Source organism: Kitasatospora sp. NPDC002551 (assembly GCF_040296005.1).
GTDB lineage: Bacteria > Actinomycetota > Actinomycetes > Streptomycetales > Streptomycetaceae > Kitasatospora.
Genome location: NZ_JBEOWI010000014.1, coordinates 106,047 through 129,026, shown reverse-complemented (window position 1 = coordinate 129,026; position 22,980 = coordinate 106,047). Strand labels below are relative to the sequence as shown.

18 protein-coding genes are annotated in these 22,980 nt (G+C 75.3%); 5 read left to right on the top strand and 13 right to left on the bottom strand.

Annotation, left to right across the window (positions count from 1 at the left end; all coding sequences use genetic code 11):
* The first annotated feature begins 14 nt into the window (after positions 1-14).
* The gene (locus ABT093_RS15485; protein WP_350564402.1) at positions 15-1,043 is read left to right on the top strand and encodes a LacI family DNA-binding transcriptional regulator; all 1,029 of its coding nucleotides are present in this window, start codon (positions 15-17) and stop codon (positions 1,041-1,043) included.
* Between the two features lie 321 nt (positions 1,044-1,364).
* Complete coding sequence (locus ABT093_RS15480) at positions 1,365-2,465, top strand: styrene monooxygenase/indole monooxygenase family protein (RefSeq protein ID WP_350564400.1); 1,101 nt, start codon at positions 1,365-1,367, stop codon at positions 2,463-2,465.
* Positions 2,466-2,477: 12 nt separating this feature from the next.
* On the opposite strand, the gene ABT093_RS15475 is transcribed toward ABT093_RS15480, so the two are convergent.
* Positions 2,478-5,351, bottom strand: coding sequence for a thioesterase domain-containing protein (locus tag ABT093_RS15475; RefSeq protein WP_350564398.1), 2,874 nt, complete (start codon positions 5,349-5,351; stop codon positions 2,478-2,480).
* A 246-nt stretch (positions 5,352-5,597) separates the two neighbouring features.
* Here ABT093_RS15475 and ABT093_RS15470 point away from each other — a divergent pair, with 246 nt between their 5' ends.
* Complete coding sequence (locus tag ABT093_RS15470; RefSeq protein ID WP_350564396.1) at positions 5,598-7,049, top strand: WGR domain-containing protein; 1,452 nt, start codon at positions 5,598-5,600, stop codon at positions 7,047-7,049.
* 134 nt (positions 7,050-7,183) lie between these two features.
* Positions 7,184-7,648 (top strand): hydroxyphenylacetyl-CoA thioesterase PaaI, encoded by a 465-nt coding sequence (paaI, locus tag ABT093_RS15465; RefSeq protein ID WP_502884228.1) that lies wholly within the window; start codon positions 7,184-7,186, stop codon positions 7,646-7,648.
* A 42-nt stretch (positions 7,649-7,690) separates the two neighbouring features.
* Here the strand turns inward: paaI and ABT093_RS15460 are convergent, their stop codons facing one another.
* The 11 genes from ABT093_RS15460 to ABT093_RS15410 all read right to left on the bottom strand — a co-directional run bounded on the left by ABT093_RS15460 (position 7,691) and on the right by ABT093_RS15410 (position 20,929).
* On the bottom strand, positions 7,691-8,944 hold the full coding sequence (locus ABT093_RS15460; RefSeq protein ID WP_350564395.1) for a phenylacetate--CoA ligase family protein: 1,254 nt from the start codon (positions 8,942-8,944) through the stop codon (positions 7,691-7,693).
* A 21-nt stretch (positions 8,945-8,965) separates the two neighbouring features.
* Positions 8,966-9,835 (bottom strand): SDR family NAD(P)-dependent oxidoreductase, encoded by an 870-nt coding sequence (locus tag ABT093_RS15455; RefSeq protein ID WP_350564393.1) that lies wholly within the window; start codon positions 9,833-9,835, stop codon positions 8,966-8,968.
* On the bottom strand, positions 9,832-11,127 hold the full coding sequence (locus ABT093_RS15450; protein ID WP_350564392.1) for an MFS transporter: 1,296 nt from the start codon (positions 11,125-11,127) through the stop codon (positions 9,832-9,834). Before ABT093_RS15450 ends, ABT093_RS15455 begins: the two co-directional genes overlap by 4 nt.
* Complete coding sequence (locus tag ABT093_RS15445) at positions 11,124-12,413, bottom strand: phenylacetate--CoA ligase family protein (protein WP_350564390.1); 1,290 nt, start codon at positions 12,411-12,413, stop codon at positions 11,124-11,126. The genes ABT093_RS15450 and ABT093_RS15445 overlap by 4 nt, the downstream gene beginning before the upstream one ends.
* Positions 12,410-13,465 carry an ATP-grasp domain-containing protein gene (locus tag ABT093_RS15440; RefSeq protein WP_350564388.1) on the bottom strand — a complete coding sequence of 352 codons (1,056 nt, stop codon included), beginning with the start codon at positions 13,463-13,465 and terminating at the stop codon, positions 12,410-12,412. The genes ABT093_RS15445 and ABT093_RS15440 overlap by 4 nt, the downstream gene beginning before the upstream one ends.
* Complete coding sequence (locus tag ABT093_RS15435) at positions 13,462-14,898, bottom strand: KamA family radical SAM protein (protein WP_350564387.1); 1,437 nt, start codon at positions 14,896-14,898, stop codon at positions 13,462-13,464. Before ABT093_RS15435 ends, ABT093_RS15440 begins: the two co-directional genes overlap by 4 nt.
* A 7-nt stretch (positions 14,899-14,905) precedes the next feature.
* Positions 14,906-16,642, bottom strand: a complete 1,737-nt coding sequence (locus ABT093_RS15430) for a class I adenylate-forming enzyme family protein (protein WP_350564385.1) — start codon at positions 16,640-16,642, stop codon at positions 14,906-14,908.
* A gap of 112 nt (positions 16,643-16,754) precedes the next feature.
* Positions 16,755-18,122, bottom strand: a complete 1,368-nt coding sequence (locus tag ABT093_RS15425; protein WP_350564383.1) for a flavin monoamine oxidase family protein — start codon at positions 18,120-18,122, stop codon at positions 16,755-16,757.
* Positions 18,119-18,361, bottom strand: coding sequence for a phosphopantetheine-binding protein (locus ABT093_RS15420; RefSeq protein WP_350564382.1), 243 nt, complete (start codon positions 18,359-18,361; stop codon positions 18,119-18,121). The genes ABT093_RS15425 and ABT093_RS15420 overlap by 4 nt, the downstream gene beginning before the upstream one ends.
* Before the next feature lie 120 nt (positions 18,362-18,481).
* The gene (locus ABT093_RS15415; RefSeq protein ID WP_350564380.1) at positions 18,482-20,002 is read right to left on the bottom strand and encodes an amino acid adenylation domain-containing protein; all 1,521 of its coding nucleotides are present in this window, start codon (positions 20,000-20,002) and stop codon (positions 18,482-18,484) included.
* A 438-nt stretch (positions 20,003-20,440) separates the two neighbouring features.
* Complete coding sequence (locus tag ABT093_RS15410) at positions 20,441-20,929, bottom strand: cupin domain-containing protein (protein ID WP_350564378.1); 489 nt, start codon at positions 20,927-20,929, stop codon at positions 20,441-20,443.
* 129 nt (positions 20,930-21,058) lie between these two features.
* Between ABT093_RS15410 and ABT093_RS15405 the strand changes: the two genes are divergently transcribed.
* Positions 21,059-21,955, top strand: a complete 897-nt coding sequence (locus ABT093_RS15405) for a LysR family transcriptional regulator (RefSeq protein ID WP_350564376.1) — start codon at positions 21,059-21,061, stop codon at positions 21,953-21,955.
* Positions 21,956-22,260: 305 nt separating this feature from the next.
* On the opposite strand, the gene ABT093_RS15400 is transcribed toward ABT093_RS15405, so the two are convergent.
* On the bottom strand, positions 22,261-22,977 hold the full coding sequence (locus tag ABT093_RS15400) for a chitinase (protein WP_350564375.1): 717 nt from the start codon (positions 22,975-22,977) through the stop codon (positions 22,261-22,263).
* Positions 22,978-22,980: the final 3 nt, after the last annotated feature.

Genomic DNA, 22,980 nt, shown 5'->3' with positions numbered 1-22,980 from the left:
TCCAGGGAGTGCCGATGACCACCCCGGCCCCGCGCCCGGCCCGCCGCGCCACCACCGTCGCGGACGTCGCCCGCGCGGCCGGGGTGTCCCGGCAGACCGTCTCCAACACCCTCAACGCCCCGCACCGCGTCCACCCCGACACCCTCGCCCGGGTCACCGCCGCCATCGACCGGCTCGGCTACCGGCCCGACCAGTCCGCCCGCTCGCTGCGCACCGGCGAGCGCCGCACCATCGGCTACCTCGCCCCCGTCGACGACCCGCACGACCCCAACCCGCTGATGGCCGGCTTCCTCGAAGCCCTCGTCGACGCCGCCGGCGCCGAGGGCCACCACGTGCTGCTGCTGCGCCCGGCGGCGGGGGAGCGGCACGCCCGGGCGGTGATCGACGCCGTGACGGCCGCCCGCCACGTCGACGGACTGATCCTCGCCGACGTCCTGCCCGACGACGCGCGCGCCGCCCACGCCGCCCGCCTCGGCATCCCCTTCGCCGCCTTCGGCCGCACCGGCCCCGGCCTGCCGCCGCACTGGGTCGACATCGACAACGCGGCCGCCACCGCCGACGCCGCCCGCCACCTCGCCGACCGCGGCCACCGCCGGGTCGCCTTCGTCGGCGCCCCCGGGCCCCTCCCCTGGCTGGCCGCCCGCCGCGAGGGCTTCCGGCGCGAGGCCGACCGCCTCGGCCTCACCCTCGTCCCCCCGCCCGCCGACGGTGACCTCCGCACCCTGCTGCGCGCCCCCGACCGCCCCACCGCCCTCGCCGCCGACAACGACCTCGCCGCCCTCGACATCTACGAGGCCGCCCGCACCGAGGGCCTGCACATCGGCCGCGACCTCGCCGTCACCGGCTTCCACGACACCCCTCTCGCCCGCCACCTGCGCCCGCCCCTCACCTCCCTGCGCCTGCCGCTGCGCCCCATCGCCACCGCTCTGGTCACCCGCCTCCTCACCCAGGTCCGCGGCGAACCCACCCCCACCGAGGGCGTCGAACTCCCCGCCGAACTGATCGTCCGCCCCAGCTCCTCCCACCCGCTGCCGCGCGACTGACGGCGGCCCGCCCGTTCTCCAGGTGGTCGGAGCGGTTCGGCCGCGATGCCCTGGTGCTTCCGTAGGCCTGGACATTCGGCGGCCCCACCACTTCCGGTGGGGCCGCCGGTGTTGTCTGGCCCGCCGCTCGGGGAGGAGGTAGAACTGGCGGAGCGTCATGACAGGTGTGAAGGAAGCGGAGGGTGTGCTGTGCGGCGGATCGCGGTGGTGGGGGCGGGGCAGGCGGGGTTGCAGGTGGCGCTGGGGTTGTTGGGGGTGGGCGGGTACGAGGTGACGGTGGTCGCGGCGCGGACGCCGGCTCAGGTGCGGGGTGGGCGGGTGATGTCGACGCAGGCGATGTTCGGGCCGGCGTTGCGGGTGGAGCGGGCGGCGGGGCTGGACCTGTGGGAGCGGGAGGCGCCCGGGGTGCGGTCGGTGGATGCCGTGCTGGTGCCCGAACCCGGGGTGCGGGCGCTGGAGTTCACCATGACGCTGGACGAGCCGGCGCAGTCGGTGGACCAGCGGCTGAAGATGGCGCGCTGGCTGGAGCTGGTGGAGGAGCGCGGCGGGCGGGTGGAGTACCGGGAGCTGGACCTGGCCGGGCTGCGGGAGCTGGCGGCGGCGCACGAGCTGACGGTGGTCGCGGCGGGGCGCGGCGAGCTGGCCGGGATCTTCGAACGCGACGCCGCCCGTTCGCCGTTCGACGCGCCGCAGCGGCGGCTGGCGGCGCTGTACGCGCACGGGGTGGGGGCGCCCGATCCGGCGGCCGGGCCGCGGGCGCGGATGCACGCGGTGCCCGGGGTGGGGGAGTTGTACCTCCAGCCGGCGCTGACGCTGTCGGGGCGGTGCGACATCCTGCTCTGGGAGGCGGTGCCGGGCAGTGCGTTCGACTGCTTCGGTGATCGGCCGGGGGGAGATGAACAGCTGAAGCGGATGCGGGAGTTGATGGGCGCCTACCTGCCCTGGGAGGCGGAGCTGTGGGCCGGGGCCGAGCCCACCGACGCCGGTGGGTCGCTGTACGGCGCGCTCACGCCGGTGGTGCGCCGACCGGTGGCCGAACTCGGCGGCGGGATCGCGGTATTGGGGATCGGGGACGCGGTGGTGGTCAATGATCCGATCACCGGTCAGGGCGCGAACAGCGCGGCCCGGGCGGCGGAGGCGTACCTGCGGGCGGTCGTCGACCGCGGGGACGGCCCGTTCACCGCGGAGTGGATGACCGGGGTCTTCGAGGAGTTCTGGGAGCGGCACGCCCGCCACGGCGTGGCGTTGACGGCGGCGCTGCTGACGATGCCGGACCACCTCCAGGCGGTGTTCGCGGCCGCCGCGGAGCACGAGGAGGTGGCCCGGCGTCTCGCCAACACCTATGCCGAGCCCGCCGACCACGCCGCCTGGCTCGCCACGCCGGAGCTGACCGGCGCGTATCTGGCCTCGGTGGGCGGCTGAGCTGCCGGGCGCTCAGGGCGCGTCGCCCACCCGTAGGTCGGTGGTGATCTGGCGGCGGCCGGTCAGCAGGGCCTCGCCGAGGACGCCGGCCGCGACCAGGGCGGTGAGGGCGAGGGCCGGGGGCAGGACGGCGGCGGGGCGCAGCGGGAGGCCGGGCGGAACCCGGGTGCCGAGCAGGGCGGACAGGTCGAGGGCCGGGCCGAGCAGGAGGACGGCGGCGAGCGAGGCGAGCGCGCCGCCGGCCGCCGCGAGGAGGGTCTGCGGCAGGGTCTCGACCAGGATCAGCGCCAGGCCCTGGCGCGGGCGCAGGCCCATGGTGCGCAGGCGGGCGAGGACGGCGGCCCGGTCCGGGGCGGCGCGCAGCAGGGTGAGCAGGGCGGCGAGCAGCGCGAACGCGCCGGCGCCGGCGGTGGTGGCCCAGAACACCCGGTTGGCGGCGCGCTGGAGGGGGTCGTCGGCGAGCGAGGCGGTCAGGCCGGCGGCGGTCTTCACCAGGTAGCCGTCCGGGACGGACTCGGGGCTCGGTCCGACGTAGGGGACGCCGCTCAGCCGGGCGGTGTCGGCGATCAGCGGGTGCACCGGCAGGTCGTGCACCAGCCGCCGGACGGCCGCCTCGTCGATGTCGCCGACGGCGAACCAGTAGCCGTGGTTGCGGAGTTCGGGCAGCCGGGCGGTGGCCGGGCCGGCCGGGAGGACGATGAACGGGTGGGTGGAGTCGCGCAGCGCGGGGGTGGCGCCGACGGTGCCCGCGTACTGGGCGCGCAGTTCGCCGGTGCTGGTGAGGTAGATCCGCTCCGCCCCGGCGTGGCCGCCGAGCAGGTCGAGGAGTCCGCGGGAGTAGAGGGCGGGGACGGGGTCCTCGCGCCCGTCCGGCCACCGCGGGCCGTCGGGGGCGGCGAGCCGCGCCGGGTCGAAGGCGCCGCGGCCGAGGGAGCGGGAGATCTCCGCGTAGGCCGGCGGGTCGGCGACCACCAGGCTGATGGTGAGGTGGGGTTGGCCGGGGCGCAGGACGGCCGCGTCGGTCAGCAGGGTGATGGCGGTGGCGGCCCTGACGCCGGGCAGCGGGCCGGCCGCCTCGACGAAGGACGGTGCCAGGCCGTAGCCCTTGGGGGCGCTGACCATGACGTCGCCGCCGGTGGCGTACCGGGACTCGCGGGCGCGGCCGGTGTCGACGGCGTCGAGCACGTCGGCGCCGAACCCGGCCGTGGTGACGGCGAGCAGCAGCGCGAGCATCGGCAGGGTGGAGGGGCGCGGGCGGCCGCCGCTGCCGCGCGCGGCGCCGGCGAGTCCGAGGAAGCCGGCCGCGCCGCGCCGCCGGCCGACCGCCCGGGCGAGGGCGCCGACCAGCGGTGGCTGGAGCCGGGCGAGCAGCAGGCCGGTGGTGAGGGCGATCAGCAGCGGGGCGGTGATCAGCAGCGGGTCGAGGCCGGCGCCGGGCGGGGCGGCGCCGCGCCGGCGGACCTCGACCACGGCGGCGGCGGTGACGGCGAGCACGGCGAGTTCGCCGACCACCCGGCGTGCGTCGACCCGGCGCGCGCCACCGTCGCGCGCGCCTCCCCGCGCGCGGGCGCGCGGGCCGAGCAGCAACAGCGCGCGGGCAGGGAAGGCGAGCAGAGCGAACCCGGTGGCCGTCACCCCGGCGAGCAGGGCGGCGCCCCAGCGCGGGGTGGGCAGCAGCAGGAGGGCGAGCAGCGTCCCGAGCGCGGCGCCGGGCAGTACGAGTGCGGCGCCCTCGCCGAGCAGCCGCCGCAGCACGCCCCGGCGGGAGCCGCCGCGGGCCTGGAGCAGCAGGAGTTCGGGGCCGCGCCGGTCGGCGGCCAGCGCGGCGGCCAGGCACAGCACGACCACGACGACGCCGGCGAGCCCGGCCGGGCCGAGCGCGGCCGGCGGCGCGGCGGCGTCCCGGCGGGCGGTGGCCAGGGCGAACAGCTCGGGCAGCGTGGAGAAGGTGCGCAGGTCGGGGCGGCCGGTCTCGGTGGTGATCCGGGCGGCGGTGGGGCCGGTCAGGTAGCTCGCCAGCTCGCGACCGGCCGCGGGCAGCCGGTCGGCGCGCAGCGAGTCCGGGTCGATCGGCAGCCGCCAGTAGAGCTGGCCGCCACCCGCCCAGGTGAGCAGGCGGTCCAGGTCGTCGCCGCTGGTCAGACCGGTGGCCTCCCACCGGCGCTTCCGCTCGAAGGTGTCCGGGATCTTGAGGCAGGGCCGGGTGAGGCAGGCGATGTCCGTCCAGTACGGGTCGGCCTCGTCGAGGGGGCGGAAGGTGCCGACCACCTCGGTCCCCGGGGTCGGGCCCAGCCGGAACCGGGGGTCGGGCTCCTCGGTGAGCACGTCGCCGATCCGGAGGTTGAGCTTCTCGGCGCCGGCCTGCGACACCACGATCTGCAGCGGCCGGTCGGCGGGGACGGGGGCGGGCCACCGGCCGTCGACGAGGGCGGCGTGCTCGGCGAGCCCGGCGAGGTGGCGCAGGGCCAGGTTCGGCGGCACGTCGTCGGGCCGGGACAGCTGCGGGTCGGTGAGGGTCCGCACCTGGCTGCCGCGCACCCCGTAGACCGGTCCGCCCGCCGAGACGCGGAACTCCCCGCCGGTGTGGGCCAGCAGCCGCCCGGCCACGGCGTCCAGGTCGGCGGAGCCGTCACCCGGGCGGAGCGCGGCGTGGGTGACCAGACTGGTGGCGTCGATGCCGCGGTCGCGCAGGAAGTCGCGCAGGGCGGCGTCCTCGGCGCGGTCGATGCCGCGGGGCAGGCCGGTGGCGAGCAGCACGACCGCGAACGCCAGTACGGCGTTCAGCAGCGCCGTCCAGGGCGCGGCCCGCAGCCTGGTGCGCACCCACCGGGCCGGCCGGTGTCCGGTGCGCGGCCCGGACGCGGGCGGTGGCGCGAGGTCCTGCATCCGTTCCGCTCCCCGCCCCCGTGGCCCGCGCTCCCCGGCGCGGGCAGGCCCGATCCCGGTGCCTGGTGACCGGATAGCGGACGATGCTCCCAGAGCGGCCGGCGGGAACGGAAGGTCCGTTCGGGCAGACCCCGCGCCCGGTCGGCCCGTTGTCGGTGCGGGCGGCTAGGTTCTGAGGTGTCGCCGGGCTCCGCGCCCGCCGCGCCTCGCACCCCCGTCACGCCGTGCCCGGAAGGGGCCCACGCCATGTCAGCCACCGCCACCGACGCGCAGTCGACCTACCTGGAGCTGTCCGAGGACAGCGGCAGCGCGCACAAGTTCTACGAGGTCCTGGTCAGCGGGGCGGACGTCACCATCACCTACGGGCGGATCGGTGAGAGCGGTCAGACCAGGACCACCGGCTACCCCTCGGCGGAGAAGGCCGCGTCGGCCGCGGCCAAGAAGATCGGCGAGAAGGTCCGCAAGGGCTACGCCCCGGCGGTGCGCGGGGTGCGCCAGCGCCGGGCGGTGACCCGCCGGGCGATCGTCAGCAGCCGTTCGACGGCCCGCCAGGCGCCGGTGCTGTGGCGCTTCCGCTCCGGCGCGGCGGCGTTCGGCATCTTCGTCGGCGAGGAGCACGCCTGGGTCGGCAACGAGCGCGGCGACGTCTACACGCTCACCCACGACGGTGAGGTGACCGGCCGCTACGGCCTGCCGGACGGCGTCAAGTGCATCGTCGCCGACGACTGGTGGATCTACGCCGGGTGCGACGACGGCAAGGTGTACGACCTGGGCGGCAAGGTGCCGCGGGTGGCGTACGAGATAGCCGAGGACGTCGACATCTACTGGCTGGACATCCACGACGGCGTGCTCGGCGTGGCCGACGCGCGCGGCGGGATCACCACCGTCGACCACGAGGACGAGTTCCAGTGGCGCCGCTCGGCCGAGGGCAACCAGGGCTGGATGGTGCGCTGCGACAGCGACGGCGTCTACCACGGCCACTCGCGCGGAGTGGCCCGGTACGCCGCGCGCGGCGGCGCCCCGGTCTGGCACACCGCCACCGACGGCGCGGTGCTGTTCGGCTGGCAGGAGCGGGACGAGGTGTTCGCCGGCACCTCGCGCGGCTCGGTGCACCGGCTGCGCAAGGCGGACGGCTCCGAGGTGGCCCGCTACCGCTGCGACGCCTCGGTGTTCTCCTGCGCGGCCTCGCCCGACGGCCGCTACGTGTTCGCGGGCGACAACCACTCCTCGGTGTACTGCTTCGCGGCGGACGGCACCCGGCTGTGGAAGCTCGGGACCGGCTGCGGCTCGGCGTACAGCATGCAGTACCGCGACGGCCGGCTCTACCTGGTGACCACGGACGGCTCGCTGGTCTGCCTGGACGCGAGCGAGGCGGCGGTGCGGGCGGCCGAGGAGGGCCGGCTGCCGCAGGCCGCCGAGGTGGACGGCAGCGGCTGGACGGCGGCGGTGGCCGGTACCGCGATCGAGTCGGTGACGGTCGGCTCGGCGGGCGCGGCGGGCGGCATCGAGGTCGAGTGCGTGCAGGACGGCACCCGGCTGCGGGTGCGGGTGGTCTCGCCGGGCTACGACCCGATGCGCCGGGTGCAGTTCCCGAAGGACATCCGGGTCGCGGGCGCGCGGTACCTGGTGGCGGAGGTGCTGGAGTCCGGCAGCGGCTCGTTCTACCGTGCCCGCGGGGACATCAAGCGGCTGCTCTGAGTTCCCCGGACGGACTTTCCGTTCACGCCTGTTGACCGTTGACAGCCCGTCGCGGGCCTCGGTGTAATGCGGGTGCAATACGCACGCACGGCACACCGAACGTTTCGGGCTGTTCCCGGGGAAAGCAGGGCGTCATGAGCGTGGACACCGCGGCCGTCACGGATTCCGCCGATTCGGCGGAGGCCGCCGTGCCGAGTTCCCGGATGGCCGCGCTGTACGAGCGCGACCGGACGTGCCAGGGCCTGGGCATCGCGCTCGACGAGGTGTCCACCGGGCGGGCCGTGATGCGGATGACGGTCGGCCCGCACATGGTGAACGGGCACGGCATCGCCCACGGCGGCTTTCTCTTCCTGCTCGCCGACGCGGCGTTCTCCTACGCCTGCAACAGCTACGGCCCGGTGACGGTCGCCCAGGCCGCGCAGGTGACCTTCCTGGCGCCGGCCGCGGTGGGGGAGGAACTGACGGCCGAGGCGGTGGAACGCACGCGTTCCGGGCGGACCGGTGTTTACGACGTGACGGTGCGGAATGCGGCGGAAAAGGTGATCGCGGAATTCCGCGGCCAGAGCGTGATGCTGGCCGGAACGCCGCACGCGCGCTGACATCCGGGCAGGGGGCCGCGAAGCCCCCCGCCCGGGCGGGTGTCAGGCCGGCGGGCGCTCGTCGACGACCTGCTGGAGCTTGCCGGTGCGCGGGTTGGTGACCAGCTCCGCGCGCGGCACCCACTCCACCACCAGGTCGTGGATCACCCCGGCCGCCACGTCGTCCGGGTAGAGCGGACGCGCCTTGTACACCGCCTCGACCAGCTGCTCGGCCAGGCCGGCCGGCGGCTCCTCGGTGAAGCCCAGGCGCAGGATCAGCCCGTCCTTGCCCTCCCAGCGCCGCTGCACCAGCTGCATCCCGGAGATGACCCGGTCCGGGTCGTGGGCCAGCAGGACGGCGCGGATCTCCTCGGTCGGCATCGCCACCGTGCCGACCCGGGCGCCCTCGGTGGAGCGGCCGACCAGCCTGAACCGCCCGCGCTCCACGTCGACCCACTCGGCGCGGTCGCCGGTCGGGTAGCGCAGGATCGGCATCAGGGTGCGGAACAGGTTGGTGACCACCACCCGGCCGGGCACCCCGGGCCCGGTGACCGGCTCGCCGGTCACGTCGTCGACCAGCTCCACCACGGTGCGGTTCGGGAAGGCCTCGTGCACCCGGACGTCGTCGCCGGGCACCGGCGCGCCGACCAGACCGGCGTCCACCGAGGCGTAGCCGATCGAGGAGACGGCCGCGTTGGGGAACGCCCGGGCGAGGATCGGCCGCAGGTCGGCGAAGAGCAGGTCCCCGCCGAACAGCAGCAGTTCGATCCGCTCGGCGGGCCGGCCCTGCTTGACGAGGTGCTCGGCGACGGAGCTGAGCTTCATCGGCTCCCCGGCCAGCACGTCCACACCGAAGTCGTGGATCAGGTCGGCCACGTACGGGTCGGGCGCGGCGCCGACGGGCAGCCGGACGTTGTCGACCGGCGCGTGGTGCAGGGCGTTCTCGATGTAGAGGAAACCGCCGTAGAGTTCGCCGGCCCAGAACAGGTTGGCGACCCGGTGGCCGGGCTTGAGGCCGGCCTGGACCAGGCCCGCGCCGAAGGCGGTGACCGAGTCGGCGTGCTCGGTGCGCGTCCACGGGGAGAACTTGGGGACGCCGGTGGTGCCGCCGGTCTTGTAGACACCGGCGTCCAGCAGCGGGCCGGTGAGCAGGCGGTTGTCCGGCCAGGAGTTGGCGGCCCAGAAGGCGGTCTGCTCGATCAGCGGCAGCTGGGCGAGGTGCTCGACGCGCGCCGGCAGGTCCCGGTACAGCTCGGCGTAGAAGGGCGAGTTGCGGCGGGCGAAGTCGACCAGCTCGGCAAGGGGTTTGGCGGGCATGCGGGGGCTCCTGACGGGTGATCAGTTCGTTTGGTCGGCGCGGCCGATCCAGGTGCGGGCGAGGGCCTGGACGGCCGAGCCGTCCGGGTCGGCGAGCTTGTGCGCCAGGTGGCCGGCGGCCCAGGCGTTGGTGGGCACGCGGAAGGCGGGCCGCTCGGCGCGCAGCGTGCGCACCACCACCTCGGCGACCCCGGCGGCCGGCTGGCCGGCGGCCTCCCAGCCCTGGCCGCCGACCCAGGCCAGGTAGTCGGCGAAGGTCGGCGCGTACGGGCCGGAGGCGGCCGCGATGGTGCGGCGGTCGATGTCCGGGAAGACGCCGAACGCCGTGTCGGGCACGAAGCCGGGGACGACCACGGAGACCCGTACGCCGTGCGCGGCGGCCACCGGGGCGAGGCTCTCCATGAAGCCCTCGACGGCGAACTTGGCGGCGCAGTAGGCCTCGTTGAACGGCTGGCCGACCACCCCGTGCACGCTGCCGAGGGTGACCAGCCGGCCGCCGGCGGCGCGCAGCAGCGGCAGGGCGGCGCGGCTGACGGCGATCACGCCGAAGAAGTTCACCTCCAGGTTCGCCCGCAGCGCGGCGTCGGTGGACATCTCCAGCGTGGGGTCGAAGTTGGAGACGCCGGCGTTGTTGACCACCGCGTCCAGCCGCCCGTACGTCGCGGCCACGCCGTCGACGCAGGCGGCGACGGACGCCGGGTCGGTGACGTCCAGCCGGCGGACGTCCAGGGTGACCCCGGCCAGCTCGGCGGCCTTCAGCAGGGCGTCGGCGCGGGCCGGGTCGCGCAGGGTGGCCACGGTGGTGAACCCGGCGCGGGCGGCGGCCACCGCGGTGGCCAGGCCGATGCCGGAGGAGCAGCCGGTGATCAGCAGCACGTCCTTTGCCGTCATGACGCGCTCTCCGACAACTCCGGTGCGGTGTCCGATGGTTGGGCCTTCGGCTCGCGGGCGGCGGCGTCCAGCCGGGGCTGGATGCCGAGCGCGGGCAGGAAGGAGCAGGCCGCCAGCAGCGTGCCGCCGGCCATCACCCAGCGCGCGGCGTCCCGGATGCCCAGCGGCCCGGTGAGCGCGGTGACGGCCAAGCCGCCGACCAGCGCGGCGAGCGGGATCACGCCCCAGGTGACGGTGCGGAACGCCGCGTGCATCACGCCCTGGTGCTCGGCGGACATCCGCGACTGCCGGGTGGGCGCGCTGCACACGTTGATGCAGGACATGAAGAAGCCGTAGCAGCCCATGGTCACCGCGATCACCGGCCCGGCGGGCAGCGCGGGCGCGGCCAGCACGCCCAGGCCGACCAGGCAGTGCAGCAGCAGCGACCAGGCCAGCGTCCGGCCCAGGCCGAGGCGCCCGCTGATCCGGGGCGCGACCACGGCCCCGATCAGCGCGCCCACCGCGCCGACCGACATGGCCGCGCCCAGCACGCCGACCGACACGCCGAGGCCCCGGTAGGCGAGCACCGGCAGCACGGTGACGAAGACCGGCCCGCCGGAGTTGAGGACGACGGCCGCCAGTACCACCCGGCGCAGCACCGGGTCGGCCCAGTTCATCCGGAAGCCCGCCGTCAGCCGCTCCCACACGGTGCCCTCGACGACGGTCCGCTCGCCCCACGGCGGCATGGCGCGGAAGCAGGCGGCGGACACCAGGTAGCTGGCCGCGTCCACCACCAGCGCGCCCACCCCGAGCGCGCTGTACAGGCCGGCGGCGATCGAGGGGCCGGCCACCTCGGAGACCGAGTTGCTGCCCTCCAGCCGGGAGTAGGCGCGCACCATCCGGTCCTCGGGGACCACGGCCGGGACGGCGATCAGGTAGCCGACGTTGAAGAAGATGGTCGCGCCGCTGATCACCGCCACGCAGCCGAACAGCAGCGCGGTGGAGAGGAAGTCCAGCCAGTAGGCGAGCGGGATCACCAGGACGGCGGCCAGCCGCAGCAGGTCGCAGACGAGCATCGTGCGGCGCTTGTCCCAGCGGTCGACCAGCACCCCGGCGACCGGGCCGAGCAGCGGGATGCCGAGGTACTGGGCCATCGCCACCACGCCGACCTGGAGGGCGGAGGCGTGCAGGACGAAGATCATCAGGGTGGGGACGACGAAAACGGTGATCCGGTCGCCGACCACGCTGATGGTCTGGCCGCTCCAGAACAGGTTGAAGCCGCGGCCCAGGTCCTCCGGCCGCCGCAGCTTCACGAGGCCTCCCCGGGCGCCTGCGAAGCGACAGAGGCCTCGCGGACCACGCCCTCGCGGACCCCGGCCTCGCGGACCACGAAGGAGGCCGTCTTGCCGGTGCGGTCGTTGCCGACCAGCGCGTCCGTGACCCGGACCGTGACGTGCTCCGGGTCGTGCTGGAAGGCGGTGCTCAGCGTGAAGGTGTCGGCCAGCAGCCCGGCGCGCAGCGCCGCCGTGTCCACCCCGGCGCCCGGGTCGGCCAGCAGCAGCACGTCCACGCCGGTGGCCCGGCCGCCGTCCTCGGTGATCACCACCTGCGCCCGGGAGACTCCGGGCGCGCCCTCCGCCCGGGCGACCAGCTCGTCCACGTGCAGCCCGAGGCCGCGCACCTGGACGACGTTGTCGCGCCGCCCCAGCACCCGCATCGCCCGGCCCGGCCGCCCGCACGGGCAGGAGGTCAGCTCGCCCGCGTCGCCGGTGCGGTAGCGCAGCACCGGGTTGAGCATCTCCGGGTTCAGGGTGGTGAAGTCCAGCAGCCCGTCCGGGCCCGCGTGCACCAGCTGCTCGGGCAGCGGGTGGAAGGTGTCGGCGGGGCAGTCGGGCGTGTTGGTGGCGACCACCCAGGTCTCGGTGGAGCCGAACATGCCCCAGCGGCGGGCCCGCGGCGCGACGGCCGCGAGGTCCTCCTCCAGCTGGGGCTGCCAGGCCTCGCCGAGCCAGAGCACCTTGCGCAGGGCCGGCAGCTCGATCCCGGCGGCGCGGGCGTGCGCGAACCACAGCCGCAGCACGCTCGGGGTGCCGCCGATCGCGGTCACGCCCCGGTCGGCGAGGAAGGCCAGCCAGTCCGGGTACTCCTCCCGGGTGATCGAGCCGAGCGCGATCACCCGGCAGCCGGCCCGGTCGGCCAGCGCGGCGGCCAGGAAGTGCGCGCCCCACATCCGGCCCGCGCCCCAGGCGTTGGCGAACACGTCCTCGCGCTCCAGGGCCTGCCAGTGGGCGTGCACGCCGGCCATGTAGAAGCCGGTGGGCGCGTAGCCGACCTTGGGCGCGCCGGTGGAGCCGCCGCTCTGGAACAGCCAGGTGGCGGCGGTGTCGGAGCGCGGCTCCAGGTGGGCGAGGGCGGCGTTCAGGTCGTCCTTGAGCAGCGGCGGCAGCGCGGCCAGCGCGTCGAGGGTGCCGACGGCGCCGGGGTGGGCGGTGTAGTGCCCGGCGAGCGCGGGCACCGTGCGCAGCCGCTCCAAGGTCGCCGTGGCGACGGCGAGTCGGGCCTCGGCCGCGTCGGGCGGCAGGGAGAAGGCGTCGGTCATCGGTCTTCCGATCGGGGGGTGGTGGGCTGCGGGGTGCCACCGGCGAGCCAGGTGGCGTGGGCGTTGCGGTAGGCGGTGAACCGGGCCCGGGTGATGTCGCGTTGCAGGACGCGCCCCGGGTCGTCGAAGTCCGGGGCGATCACGCCGTCCGGCTCCAGCTCCGAGAACCAGTACCGCTCGCCGTCGTGGAGGAAGTCCACGCAGAAGAACGGGATCGCCAGCTTCTTCGCGAAGTACGCGGTGGCCTCGGCCAGTTCGGGCGGCACGGGCGGGAAGTCCATGGTCCCGCCGCGGCTGGCGTTGGCCACCGGCGAGCCGGGCTCGGGCACCCGCCGCAGCGCCGCGTACGGCTCGCCGTCGATCACGTAGACGCGGTAGTCCACGGTGCCGTCGCCGAGGTAGGGCTGGGCGACCAGCGTGGTGTCCCCGCCCTGGGCGAGGCTGGCCAGGCCCCGGATGTCCTCCGGTCCGCGCGCCAGGTTGATCCCGCCACCGCCGCACCAGCCGGCCGGCTTGACGATCGCCGGGTAGGTCAGACCGTCGAGCGCCACCTCGTACCGGTGCTTGGCGATGTCCCGGCCGGTGCCGATGCGGATCGACGGGATCGGCGGCACCGGCGAGTCGGCCAGGTGCAGGACGGTGGCCAGCTTGTCGTTGCCGATCAGCGAGATGTGCGGGGGGAAGGGCAGGTAGAAGCCGGCCTGCTCCAGCACCGCGTACAGCGCGTACTGGTTGAACACGTCCATCGACTGGTACGGCAGCGAGTACAGCGCGGTGATGAACAGGGTGTCCTGCGGGGTCACCGGCTCCCCGTCGACGTACACCAGCGGGCGGGCCGGGTCGGTGGCGTCCACGGTGACCGCCTCCGGAGCGTGCCGGCACCAGGTGAGGCCCAGCTCCTCGGCCACCTCGGCGTAGAGGTCCCAGAAGAAGTGGCGCCAGGTCGCGGTCATCCGGGTGGACTCGCGGTCGGGGAAGATCCAGCACATCCGGCGCAGCGGGCCGGGATCGGGCGCGGCGGGACCGGGGTGCTGCGGGGCGGCGGGGTTCACCGTGCTGCTCCTTCCTGGGGTGCGGGCTGCCCGGCCCGCTCGGCCCACCAGCGGCGGCCGGCGTCGGGGAGGGTGTCCACCGGGTCGTAGTAGGGGTGGAGGCGGTCGAGCGCGTCGTGCCCGGCCGGGGCGGAGCCGGCCTCGCGGGCCTCCGGCCCGGTGCGGTAGTTCTTCGTCCAGTACGAGATGCCGCGTTCGCGGTCGTACGCCACCACCTGGTGCACCCAGCGCTTGCCGAGCCTCGGCACGTCGCAGACCAGGCGCGGGGTGGCGTAGCCGGGCAGATAGCCCATGATCGCCTCCTGGAGGCGCTGCGCCTGGTGCAGGCTGGTCCGCCAGTGCTCGGCGTTGGGGATCATGTCGCAGAGGTAGAAGTAGTACGGCAGGATGTTCGCCTCGCCCTGGAGGGCGAAGCAGAGGTCCAGCAGGTCCTCGGGGGTGTCGTTGACCCGTCGCATCAGCACGCCCTGGTTGCGCACGTCCCGCACGCCCGCGTCGAGCAGCGCCCGGGCGGCCTCGGCGACCAGCGGGGTCACCGAGCGGACGTGGTTGGCGTGGGTGTGCACGGCGAGGTTGACGGCCCGGCCGGCGGCGAGCGTCGCCACCCGGTGCACGCCCTCCAGGACCCGCGGCTGCAGCCAGTGCTGCGGCAGCCCGACCACCGCCTTGCTGGCGAGCCGGATGTCGCGCACCGACTCCAGCTCCAGCAGCCGGCGCAGGAAGGACTCCAGCTGCGGCCAGGGCACGTTGGCGAGGTCCCCGCCGGAGACCACCACGTCGCGCACGGCGGGGGTGCGCTTGAGGTAGTCGAGCATCTGCTCCTGGCGGTGCTCCGGCCGCAGCACCAGCCGGGTCTTGGCGACCTGCGGGGTGGAGGTGCCGACCAGGTCCATCCGGGTGCAGTGCCCGCAGTACTGCGGGCAGGTGGAGACCAGTTCGGCCAGCACCTTGGTGGGGTAGCGGTGGGTGAGGCCCTCGACCACCCACATCTCGGCCTCGTGCAGCGAGTCGCGCTCGGCCTTGGGGTGGCTGGGCCACTGCGGCAGCCGGTCGGCGTGCACCGGCAGCATGTAGCGGCGGACCGGGTCGGCCAGGAAGGCCGCGGTGTACGCCTCGGGGGTGGTCGGGGCCTGCGCGGCGATGGTGTTGAGCAGCTGCGGCGGCACCAGGAGCGGCATGGTCGCGAACCGCGCCTGGTCGGCGTCGAGCTGCTCGTAGACCTCGGGTGTCAGCAACTCGCCGACTACGGCGCGCAGTTGGCGGGTGTTCTTGACGCAGTGGGCGCGCTGCCACTGGGCGTCGCGCCACTGCGCCCCGGTCACGTCGCGCCAGCCGGGCAGCCGGCGCCAGTCCGGCTCCACCAGCGGCGTGCGGACGTACTGGTAGGGCTGCGGCGGCGCGGGGGGCGCCTGGGTCGCGGGGTGGTCGGCCATCCCGGGGCTACTGGCCGGTGAAGAGGGTGGCGAAGCGGGTGCGCAGTTCGCGCTTGAGCACCTTGCCGGTGGGCCCGAGCGGGAACTCCTCCGGTGTGCGGGCGATCCGGACGGCGGCGAGCGCGGCCAGTCCCGTCTCCGCGAGCGCCTTGTTGGCGGCCTCCAGGACGTCGTCCTCGGTGGCCTGCGCCGCCTCCTGCTGCACCTGGACGACGGCGATGGGCCGTTGAACCTCGCCGGCGGCGCCGGGCACGCCGACCACCGAGCAGTCCCGGACCAACTCGGCGCAGTCCGCGAGCAGCACCTCCTCGATCGGCAGGCTGTAGACCGGGCCGGCCGCGGTGTCGATGACGTCCACCGTGCGGTCCAGGTGGTAGAACCGGCCCTCGGCGTCGCGCCGGGCGACGTCCCCGGTCAGCCAGTACCCGGCCAGCTCGAAGCTCGCGGTCAGCCGCTCGTTGTTCCAGTAGCCCGGGGTGCGCGAGGGCGAGTCGACCGCCAGCAGCCCGACCGTGCCGTCCGGCACCTCAGTGCCGTCCTGGTCCAGCACGGCGGCCCGGCGCACCACCTCCAGCGGCTTGCCGACGCAGCGGTCGTCGCGGACCGTCTCCGGCGTGGTGACCTGGCCGAACAGGGCCATGCCCATCTCGGAGGAGCCCAGGCCGTCGACGAACTGCGAACCGGGCAGGGCGGGTTGGTCGGCCCGCTCCTGCGGCAGCAGCCAGGGCCGGATCAGTCCGGCCGGGCGCTCGCCGAGCCGCACCAGCCGGCGGATGTGCCCGTAGTGCGCGCTGTCGCCGGTGTTGAACCAGGAGTGCACCTTGGCGGCGCCCTTCACCGGCAGGTCCCCGGTGGCGAGTTCGACGAAGGTGCGCGGGAAGGAGGCGACCATGGTCGGCCGGAAGGCCTCCATCACCGGCTCGACCACCGAGCGGCGCCAGTCGGCCATCACCACGGTCGGCAGGCCGAGCAGGGTCGCGGTGAGGAAGTAGCTGAGGCCGCCGGCGTGGGTGTGCGGCATCAGCGACATCAGCCGGTCGTACGGCTCGGCCGGGAAGCGGACCATGCGGGGCTGCTTGCCGTCCCAGAACTGGCGGTGCGCCAGCATGGTGGACTTGGGCGTGCCGGTGGTCCCGGAGGAGTGGATCAGCGCGACCACGTCGTCCGGCGCGTGCCGGTAGGGGTACGCGGCGGGCAGGCCGCCGGAGGCGTCCGCGTCGAAGGCCTGCACCTCGGCGGCGAGCGCGAGGAAGCGGGGCCGGCGCTGCGGGTCCTGGCGGTAGGCGGCGGCGAGCCGGGTGGTGTCGTCGGCCACCACGCCGACCACGCCGACGTGGTTGAGGTAGCGGACCATCACGTCGTGCCGCATCGCGTCGTTGACCAGGGCCGGGACGGCGCCCAGCGCGGTGAGCGCGAGGAAGTGCAGCAGCGGCTCCAGGCCCTCGGCGATCACCACGGCGACCGGCTCGCCGGGGCGCACGCCGTTGGCGTGGTACCAGGCGGCGTAGCGGTCGCGCAGCGCGGCCAGGTCGAGCAGGCTGTGGCCGCGCAGCACGACGGCGCCGCGGTGGTCGGTGTGGTGGCTGTAGGCGAAGGGGACCGCGCGGTTCGGGTTCACGGCGATCGCGTGGTCGAGGAAGTTGCCGGCGCCGAGGCCGGGTTCGGCCATCAGCCGCTCGCGGGCGGCGAGCGGCGCGACCGGGCCGGGCGCGGTGGTGCTCGGGGAGGAACTCGGGTCGCTCATGGCGTCTCCTGAGAGGGGGGTGGCCCGCGGTTCTTGTGGAACGGGAGCACGGGCGAAGGGGGAAGCGGTGCCGGGTGGTGCTGGTGCCCGGGGCGGTGGACCGGACGGTGGATCAGACCCCGCCGTCGAGGATCTCCGCGACGACCCGGTGGCCGGAGCGGATCGCGCCCTCCAGCAGGCCGAAGAACTCCGTGCTGGTCTCGGTGCCGGCCCAGTGCACCCGGCCGTGCGGCGCGGTCAGCGTCGGGCCGAGTCGCAGCCAGTCGCCCGGCCCGAAGAGTGCGGCGTAACAGCCCTTGCTGTAGGGCTCGTTGACCCAGTCGGTGACATGGAAGCCGACCGGCTCGGGCAGCATCGGGAACAGCCGGGCGGCCTGCGCGACCGCGGCCGCGCGCTGCTCACGCGGCCCAAGTGCGGCGTAGCGGTGCGCCTCGGCGCCGGTGACGAAGCCGGTCAGCACGCCGGCCTCCGAGCCGGCCGGCGAGTCGTCCACCGTGGAGAGCAGCGGGCCCTCCGCGTTGACCGACCACCCGGAGAGCCCGTGCTCGCGCCAGAGCGGCGACGGGTAGACCAGGTTCACCTTGACGGCGCAGCCGCGCCCGGTGCGCTCGCCCGCCCGGCGGGCCGGCGGCTCGGGTCCCAGGTCGAGGGTGTCGGCGAGCAGCGGCGGCAGCGCCACCACCGCGACGTCGGCCCGGTACGCGGCGCCGCGCTCGGTGTGCACGGTGACCCCGTCGGCGTCCTGGGCGACGGCCCGCACCGCCTCGCCGAGCCGCACGGCGCCGTGCGGCCGCCCGTCCACCCGGGCGGCGAGCCGCTCGCAGAGCAGGTGCGCGCCGCCCGCGACCCGGTCCTGCTGGGCGCCGCCCTCGAAGGCGTTGAGGTAGCGCAGGCCGCCGCCCGAGCGCAGGTAGAAGGCCATGTGCAGGACGGAGACGTCGGCCGGGTCGGCGGCCATCATCTCGCCCAGGAAGAGCGGGAAGAACAGTCGGGCGTCCGGGTGGGTGAGGTACTGCCCGGCCCACTCGGCGGCGGTGAGGGTGTCCAGCCGCTCGGCGTCCGGGGTGAGCCAGGGCGCCTCCGGCCGGACGACGGCGGTCAGGTCGGCGAGGTGGTCGAAGAGCTCGCCGAGCGCCACCGCGTTGAGCGGCGGGAACCGGCCGTCCCGGGTGGCGTGCGCGCTGTCCTCGCCGCCGCCGAGCGCGAAGCGGCTCGCGCCGAGCATCGTGGTGGGGCTGGTGTGGAGGCCCAACTCTTTGATGAGGGTCAGGAGTTCGGTGTGCCGGGCACCGAGGTAGGCGGCGCCCGCGTCGATCCAGGCGCCGGGGGCGACCTCGATCCCGTGGGTCCGTCCGCCGACCCGCTCGCGGGCCTCCAGCACGGTGACCCCGACGCCGCGGGCCGCCAGCCCCTCGGCGGCGGTCAGCCCCGCCGGCCCGGCGCCGACGACGACGGCGGAGCGCGCTCTGCCGCCGCTCATCCGGCGCTCGCGATCAGCTCGGCGAGGCCGGCCGGGGTCGGCGCGAGCACGAAGTCCTCGAAGGACAGCTCGACGCGGTAGGCGCGGGCGACCGCGCTCAGCACGCGGGTGGCGATGAGGGAGTCGCCGCCCAGGAGGAAGAAGTCCGAGTCCGCCGCGACGTCGTCCGTCTCCAGGACGCGGCGGAAGATCGCCGCCACGCCCTCCGTGTCGGCGGGGGTGGTGTCTACGCTGCTCAACGAGGCTCTCCTAGGACCGTCGGGTGTGCGGTGCGCCGGGGCGGCACCGGGTGAGGGGGACCGTTCGTTCGCGCGGGCCCGGGTCCGGGCGCGCGGGCAGGGGGGAGGTCTGCAGGGGGGCTACGAGCGCGCCGGGGCCGGTGCGGCGGCGCCGTGGCGGCGGTGCGAGGCGGCCCGGTCGACCTTGCCGCTCGCGGTGAGCACCAGCTCGGGCACGACGGTGATCCGGCTGGGCACGAGGTGGCCGGGCAGCCGGTCCCGCAGGTACCCGCGGACCTCGGCGGCCAGGGTCGCGGTGTCCGCCCCGGCGCGCGGGACCAGGTAGGCGACCAGCGCGGAGCGGCCGGCGAGGCTCGCCCCCGTCACCGCCGCGGCCTGCACGCCCGGGTGGCCGCCGAGGTGCGCCTCCACCTCGGCCGGGTCGACCCGGATCCCGCGCACCTTCAACTCGCCGTCCATGCGGCCCTGGTGGGTGAGCGCGCCGTCCGGTGCGCGGCTCACCCGGTCGCCGGTGCGGAACCAGCGCACGCCCTCGGCGTCCTCGGTGAAGCGGGCCGCGGTGGCCTCCGGCAGGCCGAGGTAGCCGAGCGCCACCGCGGGTCCGCCGATCAGCAACTCGCCGCGTTCGTCGATCCGTTCGAGCACGTGGGGCAGGGCCCGGCCGATCGGTACCCGGTCGCCGGGCGCCCAGGGCCGGTCGCGGCCGGCGGCCAGCGGGCCGTGCAGGTCGACGGCATGGGTGATCAGCGTGGTCTCGGTGGACCCGTAGGTGTTGAGCAGCCGGATCCGCCCGGTGTCGAGGGCGGCCCAGTCGGCGAGCCGGGCCGGGTTGGCGGCCTCGCCGCCGATCACCAGCAGCCGGACGCAGCCGGGCAGTGCGCCGCCCTCCTCGGCCAGGTGGAGGACCAGTTCGTGCCAGAAGGCGGTGGGCAGGTCGAGCACGGTGATCCGCTCGCGCTCGACCAGTCGCAGGAAGCGCGGGAACGATCCGCTGTGCGCCTCGCGGTCGAGGACGAGCGCGGCGCCGGTGGTGAGCGCCGGCAGGATCTCCTCGAAGCAGGTGTCCCAGTTCAGCGAGGCGAACTGGAGCACGCGGTCCCCGGCGGTGAGGCCGAACAGGGTGCGCAGCGAGTCGACGGTGGCGGAGATCGCCCGCCTCGGTGTGACGACGGGTTTCGGCTGCCCGGTCGAACCCGACGTGAAGAGCAGATAGGCCGGCGGCTGCGGTCCGGGTTCCCCCGCGCCGCCTCGGGCGGTCTCCGCTAATCGCGGTAACCCGGCCGGGGCCGGGCGGAGTTCGGGGTCCAGGCCGAGGGTGGTGCGGCAGCCGGCCGCCGTGAGCATCTCCTGCTGCCGCTGCGGCGGGAACGCCGGGTCGACCGGGCAGTAGGTGCCGCCGGCGGCGAGGATGCCGAGCAGCCCGACGACGGTGTCCGGGGTGTGCACCGCCGGAACCGCCACCACGCCCGGCGCGGTGCCGATTCGCTCGGCCAAATGGCCTGCCATTTCGTGCAGTTGGCGATAACTGAGGTCCTTTCCGTGGTGGACGATCGCCGGTCGCCCGGGATATCGGCGCACGGTTTCCGTGAACGCGTCAATCACGTCGGAAGTGGCCCCGTTGATGTTGCGGTTATTTGTCATGCCCGCCCCAAAGAATGCCGTGCGAGCACGTGTTCGGTGCTCGGCGGACCGGGACTCTACCCGCCGAGCCTGCGGAGCCACAATGGTTGTTGAGGATGTCGCTTCAAGGAGGTGTGGTTGACATGTGAACGGGACCGGCGCTGTCCGGGCGCTCTCCTGTGATCCGAGTGACTGCGGAAGGTGTCGGCCCGATCACCTGGCGCGACGGCGCCCCGGCGGCTTTCCACGCGGAGATCGCACACCATCCAACTCCGCTGCCATTTCCCGTCGTTCACGGGAATGCCGATCCGTTCGACTGCGCCGTGCCGGGCGCGCCCGCCGGCGCGCGGGCGTTCCCGCTGCTGGCGGCCCCCCGCCCCGGGCCGCGCCGGCGCACCCGGAAACCGGCGCCGCCCGGCCGTGAATCCGCCGATCGGACGCCGACGGACCGTCCGTCCGTCAACCGCGCGCCGCCTCCCACACGGCACTCGCGCCGAAGTACACGTCGTACTCCTCCTGCCGGGCCCGCAGGTCCTCGAACGGCAGCCGCCCCCGGGTCACGTCCCCGAGCGCGCGGAAGTACCCGAAGCGCCGCACCCCCGGCGCCGCGACCACCAGCAGGTCCGCCGTGCTCCCGGCCGCCGCCCCGAAGGCGTGCGGCAGCAGCGGCGGCACCGCGACCGCCCCGCCCGCCGCCACCGTCACCAGCTCCTCGCCCAGCAGGAACTCCGCCGCCCCGTCCAGCACCTGGAAGAACTCCCAGGACACCGCGTGGTGGTGCGGCCGGGCCCCGTTCGCGCCGACGCCGAGCGTCAGCCGGTTGGCGCCGAGCGCGCCGCGCGTGGCGTCCCCGTCCACCAGCAGCCCGAACGCCCCGCCCGCCGGCAGCTCCACCCGCTCGGCGTCCTCCGCCCGCACCACGATCGCCCCTGCCCGCTCCGCCGTCATGTGCCGTTCCCTTCGTTCTTCGTCCGAGCTCCCGCCGTACGCCACCATTCGACCGGCGGGATGGATCGGGAGCCAGCGGCGGTTGGAGACCACCGTGATCGCCGATCGAGATGACCGGAGGCGGGCGGGGTGGAACTCAGGCAGCTCCAGTACTTCGTGGCGGTGGCCGAGGAGGGCGGCTTCGGCCGGGCCGCCGAACGCCTCGTCATCGTCCAGTCCGCGGTGAGCGCGCAGATCGGCCGGCTGGAGCGCGAACTCGGGGTGCCGCTGTTCGACCGCTCCACCCGCGGCACCCGGCTGTCCACCGCCGGCGAGCGCCTCCTCCCGCAGGCCCGCGCCGCCCTCGCCGCCGCCGACCGGATCCGCGACAGCGCCGCCGCGCTGCGGGACGGGACGGACGGGGTGCTGCGGCTCGGGGTGGTGCAGACCCCCGACGGCCGCCTGGACGCCGCGCTCGCCCGCCTCGCCGCCCGTGCCCCCGGCCTGCGGGTGCGCCTGCGCCAGGCGCCGCCCGCCGAACGGCTGGACGCCCTGCGCTCGGGACGCCTGGACGCCGCGCTGTTCCGCCCGGCCCCGGACACCCCCGGCCTCGTCCGCCTCCCGGTCTGGCGCGACCCCCTCCACGTGGCGCTGCCCGCCGACCACCCGCTCGCCGCCGAGCCCTCGCCGGATCTCGCCCGGCTCGCCCGGCTGCCCCTGCGCCTGGCCCCCCGCGACCGCAACCCGGGCTTCCACGCCCTCGTCACCGAGGCCTGCCGCGCCGTAGCCGCCGACCCGCCGCCCGGCGAACCGTTCACCACCCTGCGCGAGACCCTCGCCGAGATCGGCACCGCCCCCGAGCCGTCCTGGACCGTGTTCTACGAGGTCAACGGCCTCCCCGGGCTGCCGCGCACCGCCGTCCGCCCGCTGGCCGCGCTCACCGTCCCCACCGTCCTCGCCCACCCCGCCGGCCCGCGCTCGCCGGCCCTCGGCCACCTGCTGGCCGCCCTGCGCGAGCCCGGCCCGGCACCGCGCACGCCGATATGAGACGGCCGGGGTCGCACCCGCCGGCCGCCCCCGTCATGACTCCCGGGTGCCTCGCGGCGCGGGGAGCCCGCCGACCGGCCGGCCCACGGGCCGGCCGGTCGGCGGGCTCCGTCACCGGCGGCGCCCCGCCGGCGGTCGAGCCGCTGCGGTGCGGTGCGGTGTTCGGCGGGTGCCGCGGTGGCCGCCACCCAGCTGTGGGACTGGTTCGCCTCCCGCTGACACGGCCGGTCGTGCCGTGCGCGGAGCCGTGGACGGAGGGGAGGAGCCGGTGCGGCCGTCTCCCCCCTTCCGCCCCGGTCACCGGGTCAGCAGGAGAGGTTGCCGCCGCCGACGTCGGTGCCCAGGGTGGCGGTGAACTTCTTGAAGAGGTTGATCCGGTCGTCGCGCTGGCCCGGGTTCTTGCCGTCGCACTCCAGCGCGCCGTTGATGCTGCGGATCGTCTCGCCGAAGCCCTTGTTGTTGACGATGGCGTCGTGCGGGGTCATCCGGCCGGCGCCGCTCTGGGTGTTCCAGAACCAGAGCGCGGTCTTCCAGGACACCGCCGGGTTCTTCTCCGCCTGGTACGGGTCGTGCAGCAGGTCGATGCCGAGGGCGTCGCCGGCCGCCTTGTAGTTGAAGTTCCAGCTCAGCTGCAGCGGCCCGCGTCCGTAGTAGGCGGACTGGCCGGCCGGGCAGCCGTACGGCTGTGAACTGTCGCAGTAGTGCGAGTAGTTGGCGGTGTTCTGCTCGACGACGAACTTCAGCCCGCCGGTCTCGTGACTGACGTTGGCGAGGAAGGCCGCCGCCTCGCGCTTGCGGGTGGCGGTATCACCGGAGGCGGCGAACTTCGGGTAGGCGCCGAGCGCGTCGACCAGGCCGCGGTAGGTGTAGAAGGAGTTCCGGGCAGGGAAGAGCTGGTTGAACTGGGACTCGCTGACCACGAACGAGTCGGCGGCGGAGGCCGGCGCCGTCTGGCCGGTCAGCGAGAGGGTGCTCAGCACGGCGGCCGAGGCCGCCACCGACAGGGCACGCAGGAGCTTCATCGT